The organism is Pantoea ananatis LMG 2665 (assembly GCF_000710035.2).
Taxonomy (GTDB): Bacteria; Pseudomonadota; Gammaproteobacteria; order Enterobacterales; family Enterobacteriaceae; genus Pantoea; species Pantoea ananatis.
Genome location: NZ_JMJJ01000004.1, coordinates 552,332 through 574,477, shown reverse-complemented (window position 1 = coordinate 574,477; position 22,146 = coordinate 552,332). Strand labels below are relative to the sequence as shown.

Sequence of the window (22,146 nt, the reverse complement as noted above, 5' to 3'; positions counted from 1 at the left end):
ATGATCACGCTTTCCCGCTTATTTATCCATCCCGTAAAATCCATGCGCGGGTTGCAGGTCTCACATGCCTGGGCTGCCAGTAGCGGGTTAACCTATGACCGTATCTTTATGGTGACCGAACCTGACGGAACCTTTATTACGGCGCGTCAGTTTCCGGAGATGGTGCAGTTCACGCCGGCGATTACGCCAGACGGTCTGTTCTTACAGGCCCCCGACGGCAGCCAGTCGCTCATTCGTTTTGCCGACTTTACCCATGCTGAGCAGCCCACGGAGGTCTGGGGCAATACGTTTACCTCACGAATCGCACCCGAGACGATCAACCAGTGGCTGAGTGCGTTCTTTCCACGACCGGTGCAGCTACGCTGGGTCGGACCGCAGCCTTCACGCCGCGTCAAACGTTTTACCGATGTGCCACTGGGCTTTGCCGATGGATATCCCTACCTGCTCGTGAACAGTGCTTCGCTGCAGGATTTACAGCAGCGCTGTCCCGCCAGCGTGCGAATCGAACAATTCAGGCCAAACCTGGTCGTGAGTGGCGCACCTGCGTGGGATGAAGACAGCTGGGCGGAGATCGCTATCGGTCAGGTTAATTTCGCCGTTCCAAAACCCTGTAGCCGCTGTGTTTTTACCACGATTGGCGTGGAAAGTGGTCAGAAGCATCCTGAGGGGCAACCTTTGACCACGCTGCAGGGCTTTCGTACGGCGCAGGACGGCAGCGGGGACATTGATTTTGGCCTGAATCTGATCGCGCTCAACAGCGGTATTATTCGCGCTGGCGACGCCGTCAGGATACTGAAACGCCAGTCGCCGCGCGCCTATGGTCCAGGAGAGGTGACTGAAACACTGAAACCGCAACGGCAACCCGCCGCGCAGGTAACCATCACCTGGCAGGGCCAGCGTTTCAGCGGTGATAATCAGCAGGTCTTACTTGAGCAGCTTGAAGCCCAGGGCTTTCGCATCCCCTATTCGTGTCGGGCGGGTCTGTGCGGCAGTTGTAAAATAACGCTGGTTGCGGGAAAGGTGAACGCCTTAAAGCAAAGCGCCATCCGTCACGATGGCACTATATTGAGTTGCAGCTGTATTCCTGCAAGCGATATCGAGGTGATCTGAATTACACCGCGCGCGCATAGCGCGTGGTTTTTTCCTGCTGGTGCGGTTGTAGCCGATCGTTCATCACTTTAATCGCATCGCCGAGCACCATCCCCTTGCCCGCCAGCGTCAGAGCGGGCTGTGCCAGTAAGCAGAGTGCGGCATTATCACCGTTTTCAACCACCAGCAGACGCGCCTGCTCGCCGCTGTCCGCCAGCGTCACCGCCACCATCTCACCCACCGCAGGCTGCATAGGCTGGCGGTGCGCGGAGAAATGCCAGCTTTTCGGCATCAGTGGCTTGAGGAAACGTGCGGCAACCAGCGCATTTAAAACCAGCTCGGCACGCTGGTCGCTGCTTAGCGGGCTTTGACGACACTTCTCTTCGAACGTGAAATAAAGAGCCGCATCGTCAACACAGAATCCGGATTCGGTGAAAGCATCGGGGGTCAGCATTTTACGTGCATAGCGGGAACGAAAAAGCATACCGTCAGCCAGATCGAGCATCATACGGTCGTGCTCTGCGTCGTAGAACCAACGCCATTTGTCATCGGGTTTAATTTTCATCATGTGCCCTGTATTTACCGCTGCGCTAAAGCTAAAAATCCATAAAATAAAAATGCATGCTGAAAAATCGTGCAACAGGACAAAATATAAACGAGCCGGAGGGATAAATAAACCCCCCGGCGCATTATTATGGCGAATGTCTTAGATATGGGTCACGATATCTTTAATTAAACCGGGTCCTTTATAAATAAAGCCAGAATAAATTTGAACCAACGTCGCGCCCGCTGCTATTTTTTCACGCGCAGCAGTAAGCGAATCAATACCGCCTACGCCAATAATGGGCAATCTTCCCTGTAACTCCTGCGACAGTCGCTGGATGACGGCGGTACTGCGCGACTGTACCGGACGACCACTTAATCCACCGATTTCTTCGCCATATTTCAGGCCCTTTACCAGAGAACGATCGAGCGTGGTATTGGTCGCAATGACACCATCAATTTGGTGACGTATTAAACTGTCGGCAACCTGGATCAATTCGTCTTCAGAAAGATCCGGCGCGATCTTAACAGCCACCGGCACATATTTGAGATGCCGTTTTTCCAGATCTTTCTGTTTGGCTTTTATGGAAATGAGCAGATCGTCCAGCGCCTCACCATATTGTAACGAGCGTAAACCCGGCGTATTGGGTGATGAAATATTGATCGCGATATAACCGGCGTGCGCGTACACCTTCTCCATACAGATCAGATAATCGTCTTTTCCCTGCTCCACGGGTGTGTCTTTATTTTTGCCAATATTGATCCCGAGTACGCCTTTAAAGCGGGATTTTTTTACGTTTTCAACCAGGTTATCAACGCCGAGATTATTAAATCCCATGCGGTTAATAATCCCTTCGGCTTCCACTAAGCGAAACATGCGTGGCTTGTCATTGCCCGCCTGCGCGCGCGGCGTGACTGTTCCGACCTCCACAAAGCCGAACCCCATTGCCCCAAATGCATCAATACACTCGGCGTTTTTATCCAGGCCCGCCGCCAGGCCAAGAGCATTGTCGAAGGTCAGCCCCATGCAGGTAACCGGACGCGAGGGTAAATGCTGGCGAATGATCATTTCCAGCGGCGTGCCGCTCATAAAGCGTAATTGCTGAAAGGTGAGATGGTGCGCACGTTCAGGATCGAGCCTGAACAACGCCGGTCGGACAATTGAGTAAAACATGCACTCTCCTGGAAGACGGAAGCGATGGTGAAAATCAGTGCACGGGAAATTGTGCGCCAGAATGGTAAGGTGCTCTGGCGCAAAAGTAAATCGCGGGGCGCTAAGTCGGGAGACTGTTTAAAGTTGTTTTGATCTTACACAACGGAATCGTTTGCTGTACGGGAATTTAGCCTGTCCGGGAAAGCATAGTCGCGCCAGATGTTATGCCGCACCATAATGCCGAAGATACCAATACAGACCAGCACCTCGGCCAGCACCATCGACCAGGCCGCACCGATGGCCCCAAACTTCCATGCCAGCAGACAGCACACCGGGACGTTAACCACCCCCGCAACCATCATTACCATCATACGTTGCCGCGCCAGTCCATGCGGAATCAAAATCTGCAGGCCCGCCGGATAGGCAATATTGCCAAACAGGAAGCAGAGTACAAAGACGCGCAGCACATCCGCTGACGGCAGGAAGTCTTTCCCTAACAGCAGTGCGACTACCTCATCGGCAAACAGCCAGGTGAAGATCACGATAGACAGGCTCAACGCAAATGACAGCATCAGGCTTTTGCGCGTCGCCGCCACTGCGGCGGCTTTATCACGCCCAAATAAGTGGCTTACGCGGGGGAAAAACGCGCTACCAATCTGCTCCGGCACCGAGTTGGCGGCCTTGCGCAGCCTGTCCGCACCGTTATAGATCCCCACCATATAGTGCGAGGTAAACGACGCCAGAATCACGACGTTTACGCTGTTAAACAGATTGGCACCTGCGATGGCAATAAAGACATCGGCACTGTCGGTAATGCGCTGTTTGATTTCGCGTGGTTCAAAGCGATACGCGCCAATCACCTTCATTTCCAGCACAAACTTCAGCGTAATGATGGCATTGATGATCGATACCGCGCCCGGTATCAACGCAGCCAGCCAGGTATCTTCCGGCGTTTTAACCAGTAGGAACGTGAGCGGAATGGCACAAAAGTTACCAAAAGTGGCAATCACTGCGGTTTTGCCCAGCTTTTCGAAGCCCTGCATTAACCAGCCAAACGAAAACAGTGAGCCGATTAAGGTGGTGCAGTTGGCCAGAATAATAAAGAACAGCGAATGCCAGGACGGATTAAACCACGTCGCAGTGAGTAACGTACCGCTGGTAACCAGTAACAGCATCAGCTTGGCGTTAAAGGTGGACCAAAAAAGCTGGGTAACACGTGCCTTATCGTCACGGTGATGGGCAATGTCCTTAGTGGTAAAAACATTGAATCCCCAGTCGGAGATGGTACTGCAGTAAAGGACGCAGGCAATCGCCAGCGCCAGAATCCCCATATGGTCCACCCCCAGCACGCGCGCCAGATAGGGGAGCGTCGCCAGCGGAAACAGGAACGAGGCTCCCCGGTACGCCAGCAAAGATAAGATATTCACTACTAAACTTTTATCGAGCACTTTTGCCATGTCGCAACAACCTTATACACATTGCATGTCTCACCTTCTCATTTCGCTCAGGTGCAAACAACATCAGGTCCCATTTTTAGGAATTACGGAACGCGTTTGAGTTCTTTCTTCACTTTATGGCTTTGCAATAAAATGAAGGTTTCCGGACGGTTAAGCAGCAGCCATTCTTTGAGGCTGCCGGCTTTAATTCGGCGCCCCAGATATCGAATCGCATTGAGCACATATTCCGGTACAGGCGTTTGATTGTAGAGCGACAGATAGATCATTAAACGGAAGGAGTGAATAAGGTAAGCTTTTTCCAGCGCCTTTTTTAATTCACTTTGGGTCTGCGCACAACATAAGGTGTCATAGGTAGCAATAAACGCATTGTAACGTTGGGCGAAAAAAGAAGGACTTTTACTGCTGTTAGTCAGTGATCCAACGCGGATACGCTGTTTGTAATACGTCTGGCGAGTGACCCATGCCTGTTGGCAATGCATAAATACCGATAAGGTAAATTTGTGATCTTCATGCACGCGATCGACGAAGCGCAAATGATGCTGCTGGATAACGGTTTTTCTTACCACATAATTCCAGGCCGCCGACGTATAGGAGCCATTATGCAGCAAACTTAGCAGGACATCCTGTGGCTTCTGAATGCCGGTCAGGTTATGCCTGACTTTAGGCCACGTCACGTCCGGTTTGTCTTCGCGGTAAGCGCTGGAATTAAAACAAAATAAATCGGTATCGGGATAATTGTCGACAACCTGGGCCAGCTCATTGACGAATCCTTCCAGCACCACATCATCCGGGTCGCAAAAGAAAACGAACTGCCCTTCAGCGAACTCAACGCCTTTATCACGCGCATTACCTGCGCCACCGTTGGCAATAGTGATCAGTTTCACCTGAGGAAGATGGCCATAGTGCTGTTCAATTAACGCCACGGTTCCATCGGTAGAACTGTCGTTAACAATGATAATTTCGTTTGGCGCGCTAATTTGTCTTAATAATGAATCCACACATTCGACAATATATTTTTCAACATTGTAAGTGGGAATAATGACCGATAACAGGATGTCAGACATACAGGTTTTCTCTGCTGTTAGAAAAGGACAAATAAATCCACCAGCCCGAGACAGGCACTGACCAAAGGCGAATAGTAATTTTAAAATAACAGGCGCTTACATTGAGCAGAGACATTTTACTGCCTGAATGACTAAAATGCCTGCCTCAATCTCAACAGGGTCCGAATGTGACAAAAACCATGGTTAGAAAATCTGAAGAATAGCTCGCTGATAATCATCTCCCCGTTGAGGAACCATTTAGGCACGGCCATCTGTTCAGGGGGGGTTCAGGCCGAACATCTGTAACTAAAAATGAATTGTTGTTAAAAACTTCGCCAGACTGCTGCACTTAACACGCACCGCCTGATGCAACTATTCCTAATCCCCTCTCGCCATCGCGTTAAATAACATTGAATTTTAATTCTTTTTTCTTTTTCCTTCCTCCTGTGAATTCAAAAAAGCGAAAGGCGTGTTTTTCGTTTTACCTGAATGTTTCACTTTTCTGATACTCAAGTAACCAAATGTACGGATTTCCGGGTTTAAACGAATTTTATTCACCCGGATTAATGTATCGACTCGCCCGTCCTGGCGTTTTTAAGATTTGTCGCATCAGGTCTTTCTCAGAGACGCGGCGGTCTCGCTTCAGGCCTTTTGCCGGTTTTCACCTTTAGATTGTCAGAAAAATCATTTAAGCCGTGCCGTCGCCTCTGCCAGGATGAAAGCATCAGTTCTCAACAAAAGATAATCAATAACTTTCAGTTATAAGGAGTCGTAATGAGAGTGCTCACCCTGGCAGGTAGTCCGAGATTTCCTTCACGGTCCACATCGTTATTAGCGCTGTGCCAGCGCAAACTGGAAGCATCCGGTGTTGAGGTTATTCCCTGGAATATTCATAACTTTCAGCCTGAGGATCTGATCAACGCCCGCTTCGATTCCCCGGCTATTCTCGCCCTGAGCGAAGACCTGGCTCAGGCTGATGGCCTGGTTATTGCCACGCCGGTTTATAAGGCGTCTTTCTCGGGCGCGCTAAAAACCGTTTTGGATCTGTTACCTGAACGCGCGCTGGCCCACAAAGTGGTGCTGCCGTTAGCCAGCGGGGGCAGCGCTGGCCATATGCTGGCCCTGGATTACGCACTCAAGCCCGTATTAAACGCCCTGAAAGCCGAAGAAGTGCTTCATGGTGTTTACGCCGAAGATAAACAAATTCATCACTATGATCGCCAGCCGGAACTGGATCCGGTACTGGCTACCCGTCTGGAGGAAGCGGTGCACACGTTCTGGCTGGCGCTGTCCCGACGTCATCAGCCCGTTGCCCTGGCTGTGTAAGGAAACAATGATGAAACGAATAATCAGCGCGTGGTTAATGGCAGGGATGTTCGTGGCAGGCGCACAGGTGAATGCCGCAGAACCCGCCCCTGCACAGGTTCGCATCGGCTATCAAAAAGGATCGGTCAGTATGGTGCTGGCCAAGGAGCATCAGCTGCTGGAGAAGCGTTTCCCTGCTACCCGTATTCAATGGATCGAATTCCCGGCCGGACCGCAAATGCTGGAAGCGCTGAACGTTAACAGTATTGATATTGGCAGCACCGGTGATATTCCGCCTATTTTCGCCCAGGCAGCCGGGGCGGATTTGCTGTATATCGGCTCAGAGCCGCCTAAGCCGAAAGCTGAGGTCATCCTGGTCAGCCAGAACAGTCCGTTGAAGTCGGTTGCCGATCTCAAAGGCAAAAAGGTGGCGTTCCAAAAGGGTTCCAGCTCGCACAATCTGCTGTTGCGTGCGCTGGAAGAAGCGGGTCTCAGTATCAAAGATATCCAGCCGGTTTATCTGACGCCAGCCGATGCGCGCGCCGCTTTCCAGCAGGGTAACGTTGACGCCTGGGCAATATGGGACCCCTACTATTCTGCCGTACTGCTTCAGGGCAATGTCCGCGTGTTGAAAGACGGCACCACGCTGAACCAGACGGGACCGTTCTACCTTGCAACCCGCCATTTTGCGCAGGAACACAATGACTTCGTCTTAGCGACGTTAAAAGCCTTTAGTGATGCCGAAGCCCTGACGCGTAGCGAACGTGACCAGAGTATTCATCTGCTTTCGACATCGATCGGTCTGCCTGAGGCCGTCATTGCCAGCAACCTGGACCACCGTCCACCCAGCCCGGTCAGTCCGGTCAGTGCGCGCACGGTTGCTATGCAGCAGAAAACCGCCGATCTGTTTTATGCCAATCATCTGATTCCCGTAAAAGTATCGATTGCCGAGCGCATCTGGCATCCCCAGGCCGTGACGCAATAAGGAGAGAAAAATGAGTGTTTCCGTATTCTGGTTCCTTCCAACCCATGGTGACGGCCATTATCTTGGCACGGCTGAGGGCGCGCGTCCGGTTGATCATGCCTATTTACAACAGGTTGCCCAGGCTGCCGATCGTCTGGGATTTGGCGGCGTACTGATCCCTACCGGGCGTTCCTGCGAGGATGCCTGGCTGGTGGCGGCATCGCTGATCCCCGTTACGCAGCGTCTGCGCTTCCTTGTCGCGCTGCGTCCTGGCGTGATTTCCCCCACCCAGGCGGCGCGTCAGGCTGCAACGCTCGATCGTCTTTCCAACGGACGCGCGTTGTTCAACCTGGTGACCGGGGGCGATCCCGAGGAACTGGCCGGTGATGGCGTCTTTCTTGACCACCGTGAGCGCTATGCAGAATCGGCCGAATTTACCCGCGTCTGGCGCCGCGTGCTGGAAGGCGAAACGGTGGATTACGAAGGCAAGCACGTGCATGTACGAGGTGCGCGTCTGATGTTTAAGCCGGTACAGCAGCCTCGTCCGCCGCTGTGGTTCGGGGGTTCGTCAGAGCCCGCTCAGGATCTGGCTGCCGAACAGGTTGATGTGTACCTCACTTGGGGCGAACCCCCTGCGCTGGTGAAAGAAAAAATTGAGCAGGTGCGGGCGAAAGCCGCAGCACAGGGCCGAAAAGTCCGGTTTGGCATCCGGCTGCATGTCATCGTGCGAGAAACCAATGAGGAAGCCTGGCAGGCAGCCGATAAGCTGATCGCGAATGTGGATGATGCCACCATCGCCAAAGCACAAAGTGCCTTCCAGCGCACCGACTCGGTAGGCCAACAGCGCATGGCCGCCCTGCACGGCGGACGCCGCGATAAACTGGAAATCAGCCCCAACCTTTGGGCTGGCGTTGGGCTGGTGCGCAGCGGGGCAGGCACCGCGCTGGTTGGCGATGCGCCTACCGTAGCGGCTCGCATGAAAGAGTACGAAGCCCTGGGCATTGAAACCTTTATTCTCTCAGGTTATCCGCATCTGGAAGAGGCTTATCGCGTCGGCGAGCTGCTGTTCCCCCATCTGGATCTGGCTATTCCCCAGATTCCCCAGCCTCGTGTCGTTCAGGCGCACGGTGAAGCGGTCGCCAATGATTTTACGCCTGAGAAAAAAGCCGCGCGGGCCTGAGGAGATAACGATGACCAGACTACGTCAATCCTTCTCAGCGGCGCTGGTGCCCTGGCTGCTGCCGGTGTTACTGGTGGTGGTCTGGCAAGTTGCGTCACAGACCGGCTGGTTGTCCAGCCGTATCCTGCCAGCGCCGGAAAAGATTGTGACGACCTTTTGGCAGTTGGCTGTCAGCGGAGAGCTCTGGCAGCATCTCGCCATCAGCAGCTGGCGAGCGTTACTTGGCTTCAGCATTGGCGGATCGCTCGGCCTGGTACTGGGATTAATTACCGGCACTTCGCGACTGGGTGAGCGTTTGCTGGATACCTCGCTGCAAATGTTACGTAACGTGCCCCATCTTGCGCTGATCCCATTGGTCATTCTGTGGTTTGGCATTGATGAGTCAGCCAAAATTTTTCTGGTGGCGCTGGGTACGCTGTTTCCCATCTACCTGAATACCTATCACGGTATTCGTAATGTGGATCGTGGGCTGGTTGAGATGGCCCGTAGCTACGGCTTATCCGGCTGGAGCCTGTTTGTTCAGGTGATCTTACCGGGTGCGTTACCGAGCATCATGGTGGGCGTCCGCTTTGCTTTGGGGTTGATGTGGCTGACCCTGATCGTCGCCGAGACAATTTCGGCTAACGCAGGGATTGGCTATCTGGCCATGAATGCCCGTGAATTTCTGCAAACCGATGTGGTGATGGTCGCCATTATTCTTTATGCCCTGCTGGGAAAACTGGCTGATGTCAGCGCACTGCTGCTGGAACGCGTCTGGTTACGCTGGCATCCGGCCTATCAACGTCAGGAGAAAACAGCATGATAAACTCCGCCAGCCCGGCGCGTCTGAATGCGGGTACCCCCGTAGGTGTGAAGGGCGTCAGTAAAAAATACGGTGAGCGCACCATTCTGAATCATATCGATCTGCATATTCCTTCCGGCCAGTTTGTTGCCGTAGTGGGCCGCAGCGGCTGCGGTAAAAGCACCCTGTTGCGTCTGCTGGCCGGTCTGGAAAGCACGACCCAGGGCGAGTTGCTGGCAGGCAATGCGCCGCTGCAGACCGCACGTGAAGAAACCCGGTTAATGTTCCAGGATGCGCGACTGCTGCCGTGGAAAAAAGTGATTGATAACGTCGCTCTCGGCCTGCGTGGCAAGGCATGGCGTAAAGCCGCCCTGGAGGCGCTGGAAGCGGTAGGCCTGGCGGACAGAGCGCAAGACTGGCCTGCCGCTTTATCCGGTGGGCAGAAACAGCGCGTGGCACTGGCCCGGGCGTTAATTCACCGTCCCGGCCTGCTGCTGCTGGATGAGCCTCTGGGTGCACTGGACGCCTTAACGCGAATCGAGATGCAGGAGCTCATCGAATCGCTGTGGCAGCAGTACCACTTCACGGTTCTGTTGGTCACGCACGATGTCAGTGAAGCGGTCGCGATGGCTGATCGGGTATTACTGATAGAGGAAGGCCAGATAGGACTGGATTTGCAGGTCGATTTGCCCCGGCCACGGCGACGAGGATCGGCGCGTCTGGCAGAGCTGGAAGCCGAAGTGCTGGATCGGGTGATGCGCCGCGGCGCGGCAGAAAAGCCCCCCCGCTACGCGCAACAGCGTTAAAGAAACGGCGGGCATTTTGCCCGCCGTTTCTTATCAGGCATTCAGTGCCTTGGTGATTTTCTCGTACAGATCGCCCGACAGTTTATCCAGTCCTTGTAACTGTTCCAGCGCCTGGCGCATCAGCGCCTGACGGTGGGCATCGTAACGTTTCAGACGAATTAATGGCTCAATCATACGCGAAGCCACCTGCGGATTGCGGGTGTTCAGATCCGTCAGCATCTCCACCAGGAAACGATATCCGCTGCCGTCTTCGGCGTGGAAGGCGGAAGGATTACCCGAAGCAAAAGCGCCAATCAGTGAACGGATGCGATTCGGGTTGCCCATACTGAAGGAACGATGTGACAGTAAACGGCGCACGTTGAGTAAGGCATTCTGCGCCGGGCTGGTAGCCTGCAACATAAACCATTTGTCCATGACCAGGCCATCCTTGTGCCAGCGCTCATCATAGTCGGCTAACAGCGCATCACGGCAGGGTAACTGTGCCGCCACCGCAGCGGAGAGTGCCGCCAGGGAATCCGTCATGTTATTGGCATGGTGGTATTGCGCCTGCACCAGTTTATCCGCCAGATCCATATCACCAAACGCCAGATAGTACAGACAGATGTTCTTCAGCGAACGTTTGCCGATTTCCGCATGATCAACGTGGTACTCCGCCTGCTGATTGGCGTTGTAAACGGCAAAGAATTCATCTGCCAGTTCCCGCGCCAGGGTACGAACCAGAGCTTCGCGCACCAGTGCAATTGCCTGAGGATCGATAATCTCAAACAGTTCGGCGATTTCGTTTTCGCCAGGCAGCGACAGAATCAGAGCGGTCAGCGCCGGATCGCTGTTGGCATCCAGCAGCACCGTGCGAAAGGCATCAGCGACATGCAACGGCAGCGACAGATGCTGGCCCTGCTGATGGCGCGCGACATTGAGGCGCAGGTAGGTTGCCAACAGACTTTGCGCCGCGTCCCAACGTGAAAAATCGTTGCTTGCATGACGCATCAGGAACGTCAGCTGCGCGTCGCTCCACTTGTAGTCGAGCTTCACCGGCGCGGAAAACTCACGCAGCAGCGATGGCACCGGCTGGAAGTAAACGTTGTCAAAAATAAAGGTCTGGAACTCTTCCGTTACGTTCAACACGTTATGCACCGGATGACCGTTGTGCTGCAACGGAATGACCTTACCCTGTCCGTCATACAGTTCGATGTCCAGAGGGATATGCAGAGGCAGTTTCTCTTTCTGCTCGGTCGTCGGCGGCGTGTGCTGCGTCACGTGAAGCGTGTACTGCTCCAGTTCCGGATTGTAGTCATCACGTACCGAGAGCGTAGGTGTACCTGACTGACTGTACCAGCGACGGAACTGGGAAAGATCAACGTTAGACGCGTCTTCCATGGCCTGAACGAAATCATCACAGGTCGCCGCGCTACCGTCATGACGTTCGAAATAGAGCTGCATGCCCTTCTGGAAATTCGCTTCGCCCAGCAAGGTGTGCATCATACGGATCACTTCTGATCCCTTTTCATACACCGTCAAGGTGTAGAAGTTGTTCATCTCAATAACCTGATCCGGGCGGATCGGGTGCGCCATCGGGCTGGCGTCCTCGGCAAACTGCGCGCCGCGCATAATACGCACATTATCGATTCGGTTTACCGCACGCGATCCCAGGTCGGAACTGAACTCCTGATCGCGAAACACGGTCAGTCCCTCTTTCAGGCTCAGCTGGAACCAGTCGCGACAGGTCACACGGTTACCGGTCCAGTTGTGGAAATATTCATGACCGATGACCGCCTCAATCCCCAGATAATCTTTATCGGTGGCGGTTTCGGCTTTGGCCAGCACGTATTTGGAGTTAAAAACGTTAAGCCCTTTATTCTCCATGGCCCCCATGTTGAAGAAGTCCACCGCAACAATCATAAAGATGTCGAGGTCATACTCCAGGCCGAAACGCTCCTCATCCCACTTCATGCTGTTCTTTAATGACGTCATCGCCCAGTCGGCACGATCCAGATTGCCGCGATCGACGAAGATCTCCAACGCCACATTCCGACCCGAACGCGTAGTAAAGCTGTCACGCAGCACGTCAAAATCGCCCGCGACCAGCGCAAACAAATAACAGGGCTTAGGAAACGGATCCTGCCACTTCACCCAGTTACGGCCCTTGTCGTCCTGACCGCTGTCAATGCGATTTCCGTTAGACAGCAGGAAAGGATAACGGCTGCCGTCGGCAATGACGGTGGTCGTGAAGCGCGCCAGCACGTCGGGGCGATCTAAATACCAGGTAATATGCCGAAAGCCTTCGGCTTCACACTGGGTACAGAGCGCTTCACCGGATTTGTATAAGCCTTCAAGGGCACTGTTACGATCGGGATGAATGTCATTGACGATTTTCAGCGTAAAGCTGTCCGGTAACTGGCTGAGCACCAGGCAACCCGCCTCTTCACGCCAGGCCGCCCAGGCCTGTCCATCCACTTCCAGCGAGATCAGCGTCAGATCTTCGCCGTCCAGACGCAGTTCAGCCTGGCTGTCTCCCTGACGCTTAACCTGACTCACCGCCGTCACCCGCGTGGTGCTTTCATCGAGTTCAAAGGTTAAATCGATATCGGTGATGGTGTAGTCTGGTGCACGATAATCGTGTCGATATTTTATTTGTGGCTGCTGCGTCATATTCCGTCCCGCATTAAGTAGTTATTCATCAACGTCTTTGCATTATTCACTCAAGTATAAGCCCTACGCGTCAAACGTCTAAGCATGATGCGCCGAGCTTAGCATGCACAACGTGCACATCAGGTAAAATGGCTACAATTTGTTAACAATGACACATTTCGTCCTCGACTCGCTATCCTGAAATATGCTGTGATCGCTGTCTCTTAGTGATTTATACTTTTGCGTCTTTTACGACGTTTAATACACCGGGCTCTGCGCCACCGAACAGGATGCCGAAACGCGCCATGACAGGACATGCTTCCCCGATACTGACTTCGCTGCTGGATACGGATGCTTATAAGCTCCATATGCAGCAAGCCGTATTCCACCGTTACCATGATGTCACGGTGGCCGCGGAGTTTCGCTGCCGTAGCGACGAATTGCTGGGTTTTTATGCTGACGAGATCCGTGCAGCCATTGACGCCATGCAGGCACTGGCGCTGACCGATGCTGAATATGCCTGGTTATCTGATCTGCCCTTCTTTGCTGACGACTACCTTAACTGGCTGCGAAATTTTCGCTACGACCCGCAGCAGGTAGACGTTCGCAATCATCATGGCAAGCTGGCTATTCGTATCCAGGGCCCCTGGCGGGAAGTGATCATGTGGGAAGTCCCCCTGTTGGCCTTGATCAGTGAAGTGGTCCATCGCCACCGTACCCCAGCCATCAGCAGCCAGCAGGCCGTGGATTTTCTGCATCAGAAACTCGCTGCCTTTAAGACTGAGGTTGCCGACACTGACATGTCACGTTTTCGCCTGATGGATTTTGGTACCCGCCGCCGCTATTCCCAGGATGTGCAGGAATCGATCGTCAGCACGCTGAAACAGGATTTTCCCTGGCTGATGGGCACCAGTAACTACGATCTGGCCCGTCGCCTCGCACTCACGCCAGTGGGTACCCAGGCCCACGAGTGGTTCCAGGCTTTTCAGCAAATCAGTCCGGTACTGGCGAACAGTCAGCGCGCCGCCTTACAGGCCTGGCTGGATGAATATGACGACAAGCTGGGCATTGCACTCACAGACTGTATCGCCATGGATGCCTTCCTGCGCGATTTCGGCCCGGTGTTCGCCCGGCGTTACCAGGGGCTGCGTCACGATTCAGGTGACCCGGTTGAGTGGGGCGAAAAAGCGCTGGCCCACTATCAGCAGTTGGGTATCGATCCGCTCACGAAAATGCTGGTGTTCTCAGATAATCTCAATCTGGAAAAATCCCTGGCGCTGTATCGCCACTTTGGTCAGCGTACCAACGTCGTCTTCGGCATCGGCACGCGCCTGACTTGTGATATTCCTGGCGTTACGCCGCTCAATATCGTGATTAAGCTGGTGCAATGTAATGGTAAGCCGGTCGCCAAGCTTTCCGACAGCCCAGGTAAAACCATTTGTCAGGATAAAGCGTTCGTTAAGGCCCTGAGAAAAGCCTTTGATCTGCCACTGGTTAAAAAAGCCAGCTAGCGTCTTTGTTATCGGGGCGTTATCGCGCCCCGCCTTCCTGCAATAAATCGGTTATTCCCCTGAATTTTGCTTGTTTCCTGTTGACTCACAAGTAACATAGCTACACCCCAGTCTGGGGAATTCATTCACACACTTCTTCTATATAGAGAGATATTTATGAGCGTAGTGCCTGTAGCGGATGTACTGCACGGTCGCGTCGCGGTTGACAGTGAAGTCACCGTACGTGGTTGGGTGCGTACCCGAAGAGATTCCAAAGCCGGTCTTTCCTTTATCGCTGTCTATGACGGCTCCTGCTTTAATCCCGTTCAGGCTGTCGTCAATAATTCTCTGAATAATTATCAGGACGAAGTGCTGCACCTGACCACCGGCTGTTCCGTCATTGTCACCGGTAAGGTCGTTGCATCTCCGGGTCAGGGTCAGGCATTCGAAATTCAGGCGACAAAGCTGGAGGTCGTGGGCTGGGTAGAAGATCCCGACAGCTACCCAATGGCGGCAAAACGTCACAGTATCGAATACCTGCGTGAGGTAGCCCACCTGCGTCCGCGTACCAACCTGATTGGCGCCGTGGCGCGCGTTCGTCATACCCTGGCCCAGGCGCTGCACCGCTTCTTCCATGAGAACGGCTACTTTTGGGTTTCCACGCCGCTGATCACCGCCTCTGACACTGAAGGGGCCGGTGAGATGTTCCGCGTTTCGACGCTGGACATGGAAAACCTGCCGCGCAACGATCAGGGCAAAGTCGACTATTCGGAGGATTTCTTCGGGAAAGAGGCGTTCCTGACGGTTTCAGGGCAGTTGAACGGTGAAACCTACGCCAGCGCCTTGTCGAAAATCTACACCTTCGGCCCCACGTTCCGTGCGGAAAACTCCAATACCAGCCGCCATCTGGCAGAGTTCTGGATGCTGGAACCGGAAATCGCTTTCGCCTCATTAGACGATGCGGCAGCCCTGGCGGAAGCCATGCTCAAGTATGTCTTCAAAGCCGTGCTGGATGAGCGTGCAGACGATATGGCATTTTTTGCCGAGCGCGTAGACAACGATGCGATTAATCGCCTGGAGCGTTTTGTTACCACCGATTTCGCCCAGGTCGATTATACCGATGCCGTCGATATCCTGATGAACTGCGGGCAGACCTTTGAGAACCCAGTGTCATGGGGCATCGATCTGTCCTCTGAACACGAACGTTATCTTGCCGAGAAGCATTTCAAAGCGCCGGTGGTGGTGAAAAACTATCCGAAAGATATCAAGGCATTCTATATGCGCCTTAACGACGACGGGAAAACCGTGGCGGCGATGGATGTGTTAGCGCCGGGTATCGGTGAAATTATCGGCGGTTCTCAGCGTGAGGAACGTCTGGATGTGCTGGATGCGCGTCTGGAAGAGATGGGGCTGAAAAAAGAAGATTACTGGTGGTATCGCGATCTGCGTCGCTATGGCACCGTGCCACATTCAGGGTTTGGATTAGGTTTCGAACGTTTAATCGCCTATGTCACCGGCGTACAAAATGTAAGAGATGTTATCCCCTTCCCACGAACACCACGCAACGCGAGCTTCTGATTTTCAGCATTAAATATAAGAAATTCATATATATAAAGAGGTCGGCATCGCCGGCCTTTTTTTATTTTTGTAAATTTTGATATGACTCACAAAGTTCCGTTATTTTTACATTTTGTAATACATTTTTTATATTTGAAACAAGATTACGACTTTTGTAGCATTTTCGCAGTAGAATTACCCGATGGGGGATGGAAAGATGCGTGCAGACACAGGAGACACCAAACTTCTTTCAAGGTTCACGTAAAGTTTTCTTGACGGCAGTGGCAGGTGTCCAAATAACTCCAATGAGGGTAATAAATAATGATGAAGCGCAACATTCTGGCAGTGGTTATCCCTGCTCTGCTCGCCGCCGGCGCAGCCAACGCAGCAGAAGTTTATAACAAAGACGGCAACAAGCTGGACCTGTACGGTAAAGTGGATGCGCGTCACCAGTTCTCTGATAACTCAGGCGATGACGGCGACAAGAGTTACGCGCGTTTAGGTTTTAAAGGCGAAACTCAAATTAATGACCAGATGACCGGTTACGGTCAGTGGGAATACAATTTCCAGTTAAACAACCCTGAGTCATCAACAGATGCTGCGCAGAGTGGCAACAAAACCCGTCTGGGCTTTGCTGGTCTGAAATTTGGTGATGCGGGCTCAATCGACTACGGCCGTAACTACGGCGTGGTTTATGACGCGATCGGCTGGACAGATATGCTGCCAGTTTTCGGTGGTGACTCAGGTAATCCTGATAACTTTATGAACGGCCGTAGCACCGGTCTGCTGACCTATCGCAACAGCAACTTCTTTGGCCTGGTTGATGGCTGGAACTTCGCTGTTCAGTATCAGGGCAAGAACGAAAATTCTAACCGTAATGGCCAAACTGCCAACGGCGATGGCTGGGGTGTGTCTTCCTCCTACACCGCGCCAATCGGTGTCGGCATTGTTGGTGCCTATAGCAGCAGCGACCGTACTGACGCCCAAGCTCAGGGTGTTGTTGCAAATGGCAACGTGGTTGGCGCAGGCAAGCATGCAGAAAGCTGGGCAACCGCTCTGAAATATGATGCTAACAATGTTTATCTGGCAGCGATGTATGGTGAAATGCGTAATGCAGCACCAATTTCAATCGTTACTGGCCCAACAACTACCGCTGCTGCCTTTGCAAACAAAGCTCAAATCATTGAGATGGTTGCTCAGTATCAATTTGATTTCGGTCTGCGTCCATCTCTGGCCTACGTTCAGTCTAAAGGCAAAGACATCGAAGGTATCGGCGATGCGGACCTGTACAAATACTTCGATGTGGGCGCAACTTACTACTTCAACAAAAACATGGCCACCTACGTTGATTACAAAATCAACCAGCTGGACAAAAACAACCCACTCGGCATTCCTAACGATGACGTAGTTGGTGTTGGTCTGGTTTACCAGTTCTAAGTTTGTTGATGCAGTACAAAAAACGGAGCTTCGGCTCCGTTTTTTATTGCCGTTTCCTCGCACTAAGCCCCGCGCTATCCCACTGTTAACATTAGAACGGGTAATTCTGTCGCACAGACGATGAATTTTATCGCAAACGGTTGGCATTTCGCCGTGCTGACGTTAACCTGATGGTTCATTTGCTAAAGTTCACGCTACTGGACCCGACTCATGTTTGAATCGATCTCTGCTGCACCCGCTGACCCCATTCTTGGCCTGGCCGATCTCTTTCGTGCCGACGACCGCCCCAATAAAATCAATCTCGGTATTGGTGTTTACAAAGATGAAACCGGAAAAACCCCGGTGCTCACCAGCGTTAAGAAAGCAGAGCAGTACCTGCTTGAACACGAAACCAGCAAAAATTACCTGAGCATTGACGGTCTGCCAGATTTCGCGCACTGCACGCAGGAATTGTTATTTGGTCAAGGCAATGCCCTGATCGCGGCGGGCAGAGCCTGCACGGCACAGACGCCGGGCGGTACAGGCGCACTGCGCGTCGCCGCGGATTTCCTGTCTACTCAGACGTCCGTTAAGCGCGTGTGGGTGAGCAACCCGAGCTGGCCGAACCACAAAAACGTGTTTAATGCCGCCGGGCTTGAGGTATGCGAATACCAGTACTATGACGCAGCAAACCATACCCTGGATTTTGACGGCATGCTGGCCTCACTGAAAGAGGTGAAAGCCGGTGATGTGGTGCTGTTTCATGGCTGCTGCCATAACCCAACCGGTATCGATCCTACTGCAGAGCAGTGGCAACAGCTGGCACAGCTCTCTCTGGCTAACGGCTGGCTGCCCCTGTTTGACTTTGCCTACCAGGGCTTTGCCCGTGGTCTGGAAGAGGATGCTGAAGGTCTGCGCATTTTTGCGGCCAGCCATCAGGAACTGATTGTCGCCAGTTCTTATTCCAAGAACTTCGGCCTGTATAACGAACGTGTGGGTGCAATTACGCTGGTTGCGGGCGATGCCGCGACGGCCGACACCGCATTCAGCCAGGTGAAATACACCATCCGCGCCAACTATTCTAACCCGCCGTCACACGGTGCAGCCGTGGTGGCCACGATTCTGGGCAACGACGCGCTCCGCACTATCTGGCAGCAAGAGCTGTCTGATATGCGTCAGCGTATCCAGCGCATGCGCCAACTGTTTGTGAACACCCTGGCGGATAAAGGCGCGCAGCAGGACTTCAGCTTTATCATTAAGCAGAATGGCATGTTCTCGTTCAGTGGGCTGACCAAAGATCAGGTCATTCGCCTGCGCGAGGAGTTTGGGGTTTATGCCGTTAATTCAGGCCGCGTAAACGTTGCCGGTATGACACCAGATAATATGTCTGCACTGTGCGAGGCGATTGTCGCCGTACTCTAAGCGCATCGCGTATAAAAAAATGGGCCATTCTGGCCCATTTTTTATTGCAGGAAAGGATTGGTCAGACGTTCACGGCCCAGCGTTGACACAGGCCCGTGACCGGGTAAAAACGTCACATCGTCGCCGAGCGGCAGCAGCTTATTATTTATCGCATCGATAAGATGTTGATGATTACCCTGCGGGAAGTCGGTACGCCCGACGCCGCCGCTAAAGATCACATCACCTGAGACCAGTAAGCGGCCTTTGGCATCAAAAAATACAATGTGCCCCGGCGTATGTCCGGGACAGTGCAGCACATCAAGCGTGACCTGACCAACCTGAACGGTATCCCCCTCCTCCAGCCAGCGATCCGGCGTCAACGGGGCACAATATTCCAGCCCAAACATTTGGCTTTGAGTAGGTAGGGATTCCAGCCAGAAAGCATCCTGCTTTTGCGGGCCGACCAGCGGCACCTGCCAGAATGCAGCCAGTTCTGCCGCTGCCCCAACATGATCGAGGTGACCATGCGTAAGCAGAATCTGTGCAGGCTTCAAATCAAGCTGCGCCAGCGTTTGCCTGATGGTATCGGCATCGCCACCCGGGTCCACCAGGGCCGATTCACGCGTGGTTTCGCACCAGATAACCGAACAGTTCTGGGCGAAGGCGGTGACGGGGATAATGTGATAATTCATAACGCTCCATGGTCGGCACCCGCAGCGTTGCCGACGTTACTACCAGTGCCTGACGGGACCGGTATCAATATGTACAAAGTTGCTGCTGGGATAATATCCTACACCACCGGCACGCATTTTTAATGCGGCTTTGCGAACATTCGCCAGCGTCACCCCTTCAATGTGGAAATCCATCGCCTGGCCTTTGGTGTGATAACTGTGTTTTGCCACACCGGGCCCGGATTCCCGCAGCATATTGTTCGTCGCCAGTGAGCGATAGCCGGAGACGAGCTGGACGGGTTTGCGCGTTTCTAACAGCGCCTGAAGGCGATAGAGCTGGTCAAATAAGTGGGGATCGATACTTTTGGTTTTATTGGCACGGTAGTCGCGGAAAAAGTGGTTCAGGCGTGACAATTCACTTTTGTCGTAACTTTTACCGTTAAAGAATTCCGTTTTAAGGGTTTCACCAGTGTGAAGATTATTGAGCGTTAATATCCGCGGGCGTGAAGTGGAGAGTGATGCCATCGCGGTCTCTGGCAGTAAGGCCAGGCCGGCAGCGGCACTTCCGCAAAGCAGCAGTTTGCGACGTAAAGAATCGATTGTAGACATGGAGCGGTTTACCTGAAAGCAGAGTCAAAGACATGTGCAAAAAACGTACTGGCGAACCATAACTTTATGGCGGTAGCACGTCAACCCATTATGGGCAAGTTTGGAAGGCGGCTCCGGATAAAGCCGCCTGAATGACAGGACTGAATAACGGACATACCGTACGACTAACGATTGAAAATCAACTATTAGAGTAATAACTGCTGCGCACGGCTTAAGACCTGGCTCGCCGAACGCGCCGTATTATCATAATTGTAAATATCTGTACGGAACTGCGTTTTGCCGTCATCCGCAACCCAGGCCGTTAAATAATACAAGTTAACCGGGATGCGATGCCGAATGGGTACATAGCGCGTATCGCCCTGCTTGAGCGTGTCAGAGATACGCGCGTCATTCCAGCCGACATCCTGCAACAAAATACCGGCCAGTTCCGAAGCTTTATTCACGCGCACGCAGCCCGAGCTGAGCGCACGAATATCGCGCTGAAACAGATTGTGGTTCGGCGTGTCATGCAGATAAATCGCATCCGAGCTTGGCATATTAAACTTATAGCGACCGAGTGAATTGGTTTGCCCCGGTGCCTGACGTATGCGGTAAGGGAAGGATGAGGCTGACACCATACTCCAGTCAATCATGCTGGGATCGATGACTTCGGAATCGGCGCTCCAGCCAGACAGCAGCGTGTATCCATGTTTATACAGATAGGTTGGGTCCTGTTTCACCTTAGGAATAATGTCCTGACGCACCAGATTGGTCGGCACATTCCAGGGCGGATTCAACACCACATTATTTAGTGCGCTTCGCATCAACGGCGTTTTACGATCTGGTCGTCCCACGATGACCCGGGAGGACAGCACTTTAGTGCCGTTGTTGTAATAATTCAGCGAATAGTTGGGGATGTTCACCATAATGCCGTTGTGCATATCATCCGGCAGCAAACGCAGCCGCTGGATATTCAGCGCCAGCAAGGCCGCACGCTGTTGAGGAGAGACATTCAGCCATTCCCGTGTACGCAGGCCAATCGCCCCATCGGCGTCCAGCCCCTGCCACTGTTGAAAGCGTTTTACCGCCGCGACCAGCTCATCGTTATAAACATTCACACTGCCGGGCGCAGCGGGAGCATTCTGGACGTTACCCTGAACACCGGGTGCCGCAGCAGGTATATCGTTAACCGTGACGGCCGAAGGGCTGACGGCGACAGGCTGCTCGCTGTGGCTGACGGCAACGGGTGCGGTGGGAACGGCATCCTCATTGGGCGCGGGTGCGGTTACCTGTGCACTCAGCATGCCGCTGCGGCGAAGAATTTCCCGCAACGCCGGCACATCGTCACTGACCTGTCCAGGTCGTAGCGTGTCGCGATTTTTAATTTGTGGCCAGGGTTGTTTATCTTCAAGCAGGCTTTTCAGGGCCTTATGCATGAGTGGATACTGCGGATGCTGCGGCACCAGTGAATTAACAAACGCCGCCGAACTGCCCGCATTGACGGCATTTTGCCAGGCATTGATCACGGATACAGAAGGCACAGCCAGCTTGTAGGGCGTGGTGCTGTACAGCCAGGTTTCTCCCTGGGCAGGCACCGAGGAGACAAACTGCAAATAGCCCAGCATCGCATCAGACAACGTGACATCACGGGCAAAGCCTGTGATATCAGGATCGGTCAGGCGATCGACCCAGCGGGTAAACTGCGGCTGCACGCCGGAGAGGGCAACCTCCGCCAGCTGCTGCTGAAATTTCTGTACGGCTTCATGATCCTGCCAGATCGGCTGCATGTTACGCGCGGCGTAGAGCGCGGCCAGAGAAGCACCGTAAAAAGGCTGGCTGTCGCCTGAAAACGCCTGGCGAATCTTCTGCTGACTCTCACTGACGGATGTGGTGGCGTACGCCGCGTGCGTACCGGGCATCGCGGCGATGATCGCAGCCTGAGCCATTGCACAGGGAATGAGCGTGAGCGCTAGCGTCAGCCACGAACTAACCTGATGAATTTTGAAGCGTTTATACAGTAACATCCCTGCCCCCTTCATTGATCTACCGCGCAGCCTGTCAGGAAACAACTGCG

At 53.3% G+C, this 22,146-nt stretch carries 18 protein-coding genes; 10 read left to right on the top strand and 8 right to left on the bottom strand.

The features are described from left to right. Nucleotides 1-1,110 (top strand): YcbX family protein, encoded by a 1,110-nt coding sequence (locus tag EL29_RS04470; RefSeq protein WP_028714996.1) that lies wholly within the window; start codon nucleotides 1-3, stop codon nucleotides 1,108-1,110. A 1-nt stretch (nucleotide 1,111) separates the two neighbouring features. Here EL29_RS04470 and EL29_RS04465 read toward each other — a convergent pair whose 3' ends face one another. The 4 genes from EL29_RS04465 to EL29_RS04450 form a co-directional block, all read right to left on the bottom strand. Then, nucleotides 1,112-1,654: a cell division protein ZapC gene (locus tag EL29_RS04465; protein ID WP_015700640.1), complete on the bottom strand. Its 543-nt coding sequence runs from the start codon at nucleotides 1,652-1,654 to the stop codon at nucleotides 1,112-1,114. Between the two features lie 141 nt (nucleotides 1,655-1,795). Further along, complete coding sequence (pyrD, locus tag EL29_RS04460) at nucleotides 1,796-2,806, bottom strand: quinone-dependent dihydroorotate dehydrogenase (RefSeq protein WP_014606179.1); 1,011 nt, start codon at nucleotides 2,804-2,806, stop codon at nucleotides 1,796-1,798. 134 nt (nucleotides 2,807-2,940) lie between these two features. Beyond that, on the bottom strand, nucleotides 2,941-4,242 hold the full coding sequence (locus EL29_RS04455; protein WP_014593342.1) for a flippase: 1,302 nt from the start codon (nucleotides 4,240-4,242) through the stop codon (nucleotides 2,941-2,943). A gap of 83 nt (nucleotides 4,243-4,325) precedes the next feature. After that, on the bottom strand, nucleotides 4,326-5,306 hold the full coding sequence (locus tag EL29_RS04450) for a glycosyltransferase family 2 protein (RefSeq protein WP_028714995.1): 981 nt from the start codon (nucleotides 5,304-5,306) through the stop codon (nucleotides 4,326-4,328). Nucleotides 5,307-6,059: 753 nt separating this feature from the next. Here EL29_RS04450 and ssuE point away from each other — a divergent pair. Genes ssuE through ssuB form a run of 5 tightly spaced genes read left to right on the top strand, consistent with a single transcriptional unit; the run spans nucleotide 6,060 to nucleotide 10,321 of the window. After that, complete coding sequence (ssuE, locus tag EL29_RS04445) at nucleotides 6,060-6,611, top strand: NADPH-dependent FMN reductase (protein ID WP_013025264.1); 552 nt, start codon at nucleotides 6,060-6,062, stop codon at nucleotides 6,609-6,611. A 10-nt stretch (nucleotides 6,612-6,621) separates the two neighbouring features. Next, on the top strand, nucleotides 6,622-7,575 hold the full coding sequence (locus tag EL29_RS04440) for a sulfonate ABC transporter substrate-binding protein (protein WP_014606181.1): 954 nt from the start codon (nucleotides 6,622-6,624) through the stop codon (nucleotides 7,573-7,575). A 10-nt stretch (nucleotides 7,576-7,585) separates the two neighbouring features. Beyond that, nucleotides 7,586-8,734 carry an FMNH2-dependent alkanesulfonate monooxygenase gene (gene ssuD, locus EL29_RS04435; RefSeq protein WP_014593339.1) on the top strand — a complete coding sequence of 383 codons (1,149 nt, stop codon included), beginning with the start codon at nucleotides 7,586-7,588 and terminating at the stop codon, nucleotides 8,732-8,734. A gap of 10 nt (nucleotides 8,735-8,744) precedes the next feature. Continuing rightward, nucleotides 8,745-9,536 carry an aliphatic sulfonate ABC transporter permease SsuC gene (ssuC, locus tag EL29_RS04430; RefSeq protein WP_014606182.1) on the top strand — a complete coding sequence of 264 codons (792 nt, stop codon included), beginning with the start codon at nucleotides 8,745-8,747 and terminating at the stop codon, nucleotides 9,534-9,536. Beyond that, nucleotides 9,533-10,321, top strand: a complete 789-nt coding sequence (ssuB, locus tag EL29_RS04425; protein WP_015700642.1) for an aliphatic sulfonates ABC transporter ATP-binding protein — start codon at nucleotides 9,533-9,535, stop codon at nucleotides 10,319-10,321. The genes ssuC and ssuB overlap by 4 nt, the downstream gene beginning before the upstream one ends. Nucleotides 10,322-10,354: 33 nt before the next feature. On the opposite strand, the gene pepN is transcribed toward ssuB, so the two are convergent. After that, nucleotides 10,355-12,970, bottom strand: coding sequence for an aminopeptidase N (gene pepN, locus EL29_RS04420; RefSeq protein WP_013025260.1), 2,616 nt, complete (start codon nucleotides 12,968-12,970; stop codon nucleotides 10,355-10,357). Nucleotides 12,971-13,254: 284 nt separating this feature from the next. On the opposite strand from pepN, the gene pncB reads away from it, so the two are divergent. From pncB to EL29_RS04400, 4 genes are all read left to right on the top strand, one after another. Beyond that, entirely contained in the window at nucleotides 13,255-14,460 is a 1,206-nt protein-coding gene (gene pncB, locus EL29_RS04415) for a nicotinate phosphoribosyltransferase (RefSeq protein WP_028714994.1), read from the top strand. A gap of 156 nt (nucleotides 14,461-14,616) precedes the next feature. After that, nucleotides 14,617-16,017 (top strand): asparagine--tRNA ligase, encoded by a 1,401-nt coding sequence (asnS, locus tag EL29_RS04410; RefSeq protein WP_014593334.1) that lies wholly within the window; start codon nucleotides 14,617-14,619, stop codon nucleotides 16,015-16,017. Nucleotides 16,018-16,317: 300 nt separating this feature from the next. Further along, nucleotides 16,318-17,433, top strand: a complete 1,116-nt coding sequence (locus tag EL29_RS04405; protein ID WP_014593333.1) for a porin OmpC — start codon at nucleotides 16,318-16,320, stop codon at nucleotides 17,431-17,433. Between the two features lie 210 nt (nucleotides 17,434-17,643). Continuing rightward, the gene (locus tag EL29_RS04400; RefSeq protein WP_019106197.1) at nucleotides 17,644-18,834 is read left to right on the top strand and encodes an amino acid aminotransferase; all 1,191 of its coding nucleotides are present in this window, start codon (nucleotides 17,644-17,646) and stop codon (nucleotides 18,832-18,834) included. Nucleotides 18,835-18,875: 41 nt separating this feature from the next. On the opposite strand, the gene EL29_RS04395 is transcribed toward EL29_RS04400, so the two are convergent. The 3 genes from EL29_RS04395 to ldtD form a co-directional block, all read right to left on the bottom strand. Continuing rightward, complete coding sequence (locus EL29_RS04395) at nucleotides 18,876-19,505, bottom strand: MBL fold metallo-hydrolase (protein WP_014593331.1); 630 nt, start codon at nucleotides 19,503-19,505, stop codon at nucleotides 18,876-18,878. A 39-nt stretch (nucleotides 19,506-19,544) separates the two neighbouring features. Next, complete coding sequence (mepK, locus tag EL29_RS04390) at nucleotides 19,545-20,093, bottom strand: peptidoglycan L,D-endopeptidase MepK (protein WP_013025254.1); 549 nt, start codon at nucleotides 20,091-20,093, stop codon at nucleotides 19,545-19,547. 185 nt (nucleotides 20,094-20,278) lie between these two features. Further along, nucleotides 20,279-22,096 (bottom strand): L,D-transpeptidase LdtD, encoded by a 1,818-nt coding sequence (ldtD, locus tag EL29_RS04385; protein WP_019106196.1) that lies wholly within the window; start codon nucleotides 22,094-22,096, stop codon nucleotides 20,279-20,281. Nucleotides 22,097-22,146: the final 50 nt, after the last annotated feature.

Coding starts and splice junctions, on each gene's coding strand:
- EL29_RS04470 (WP_028714996.1), top strand. CDS start 1: ATGATCACGCTTTCCCGCTTATTTATCCATCCCGTAAAATCCATGCGC.
- EL29_RS04465 (WP_015700640.1), bottom strand. CDS start 1,654: ATGAAAATTAAACCCGATGACAAATGGCGTTGGTTCTACGACGCAGAG.
- pyrD (WP_014606179.1), bottom strand. CDS start 2,806: ATGTTTTACTCAATTGTCCGACCGGCGTTGTTCAGGCTCGATCCTGAA.
- EL29_RS04455 (WP_014593342.1), bottom strand. CDS start 4,242: ATGGCAAAAGTGCTCGATAAAAGTTTAGTAGTGAATATCTTATCTTTG.
- EL29_RS04450 (WP_028714995.1), bottom strand. CDS start 5,306: ATGTCTGACATCCTGTTATCGGTCATTATTCCCACTTACAATGTTGAA.
- ssuE (WP_013025264.1), top strand. CDS start 6,060: ATGAGAGTGCTCACCCTGGCAGGTAGTCCGAGATTTCCTTCACGGTCC.
- EL29_RS04440 (WP_014606181.1), top strand. CDS start 6,622: ATGAAACGAATAATCAGCGCGTGGTTAATGGCAGGGATGTTCGTGGCA.
- ssuD (WP_014593339.1), top strand. CDS start 7,586: ATGAGTGTTTCCGTATTCTGGTTCCTTCCAACCCATGGTGACGGCCAT.
- ssuC (WP_014606182.1), top strand. CDS start 8,745: ATGACCAGACTACGTCAATCCTTCTCAGCGGCGCTGGTGCCCTGGCTG.
- ssuB (WP_015700642.1), top strand. CDS start 9,533: ATGATAAACTCCGCCAGCCCGGCGCGTCTGAATGCGGGTACCCCCGTA.
- pepN (WP_013025260.1), bottom strand. CDS start 12,970: ATGACGCAGCAGCCACAAATAAAATATCGACACGATTATCGTGCACCA.
- pncB (WP_028714994.1), top strand. CDS start 13,255: ATGACAGGACATGCTTCCCCGATACTGACTTCGCTGCTGGATACGGAT.
- asnS (WP_014593334.1), top strand. CDS start 14,617: ATGAGCGTAGTGCCTGTAGCGGATGTACTGCACGGTCGCGTCGCGGTT.
- EL29_RS04405 (WP_014593333.1), top strand. CDS start 16,318: ATGATGAAGCGCAACATTCTGGCAGTGGTTATCCCTGCTCTGCTCGCC.
- EL29_RS04400 (WP_019106197.1), top strand. CDS start 17,644: ATGTTTGAATCGATCTCTGCTGCACCCGCTGACCCCATTCTTGGCCTG.
- EL29_RS04395 (WP_014593331.1), bottom strand. CDS start 19,505: ATGAATTATCACATTATCCCCGTCACCGCCTTCGCCCAGAACTGTTCG.
- mepK (WP_013025254.1), bottom strand. CDS start 20,093: ATGTCTACAATCGATTCTTTACGTCGCAAACTGCTGCTTTGCGGAAGT.
- ldtD (WP_019106196.1), bottom strand. CDS start 22,096: ATGTTACTGTATAAACGCTTCAAAATTCATCAGGTTAGTTCGTGGCTG.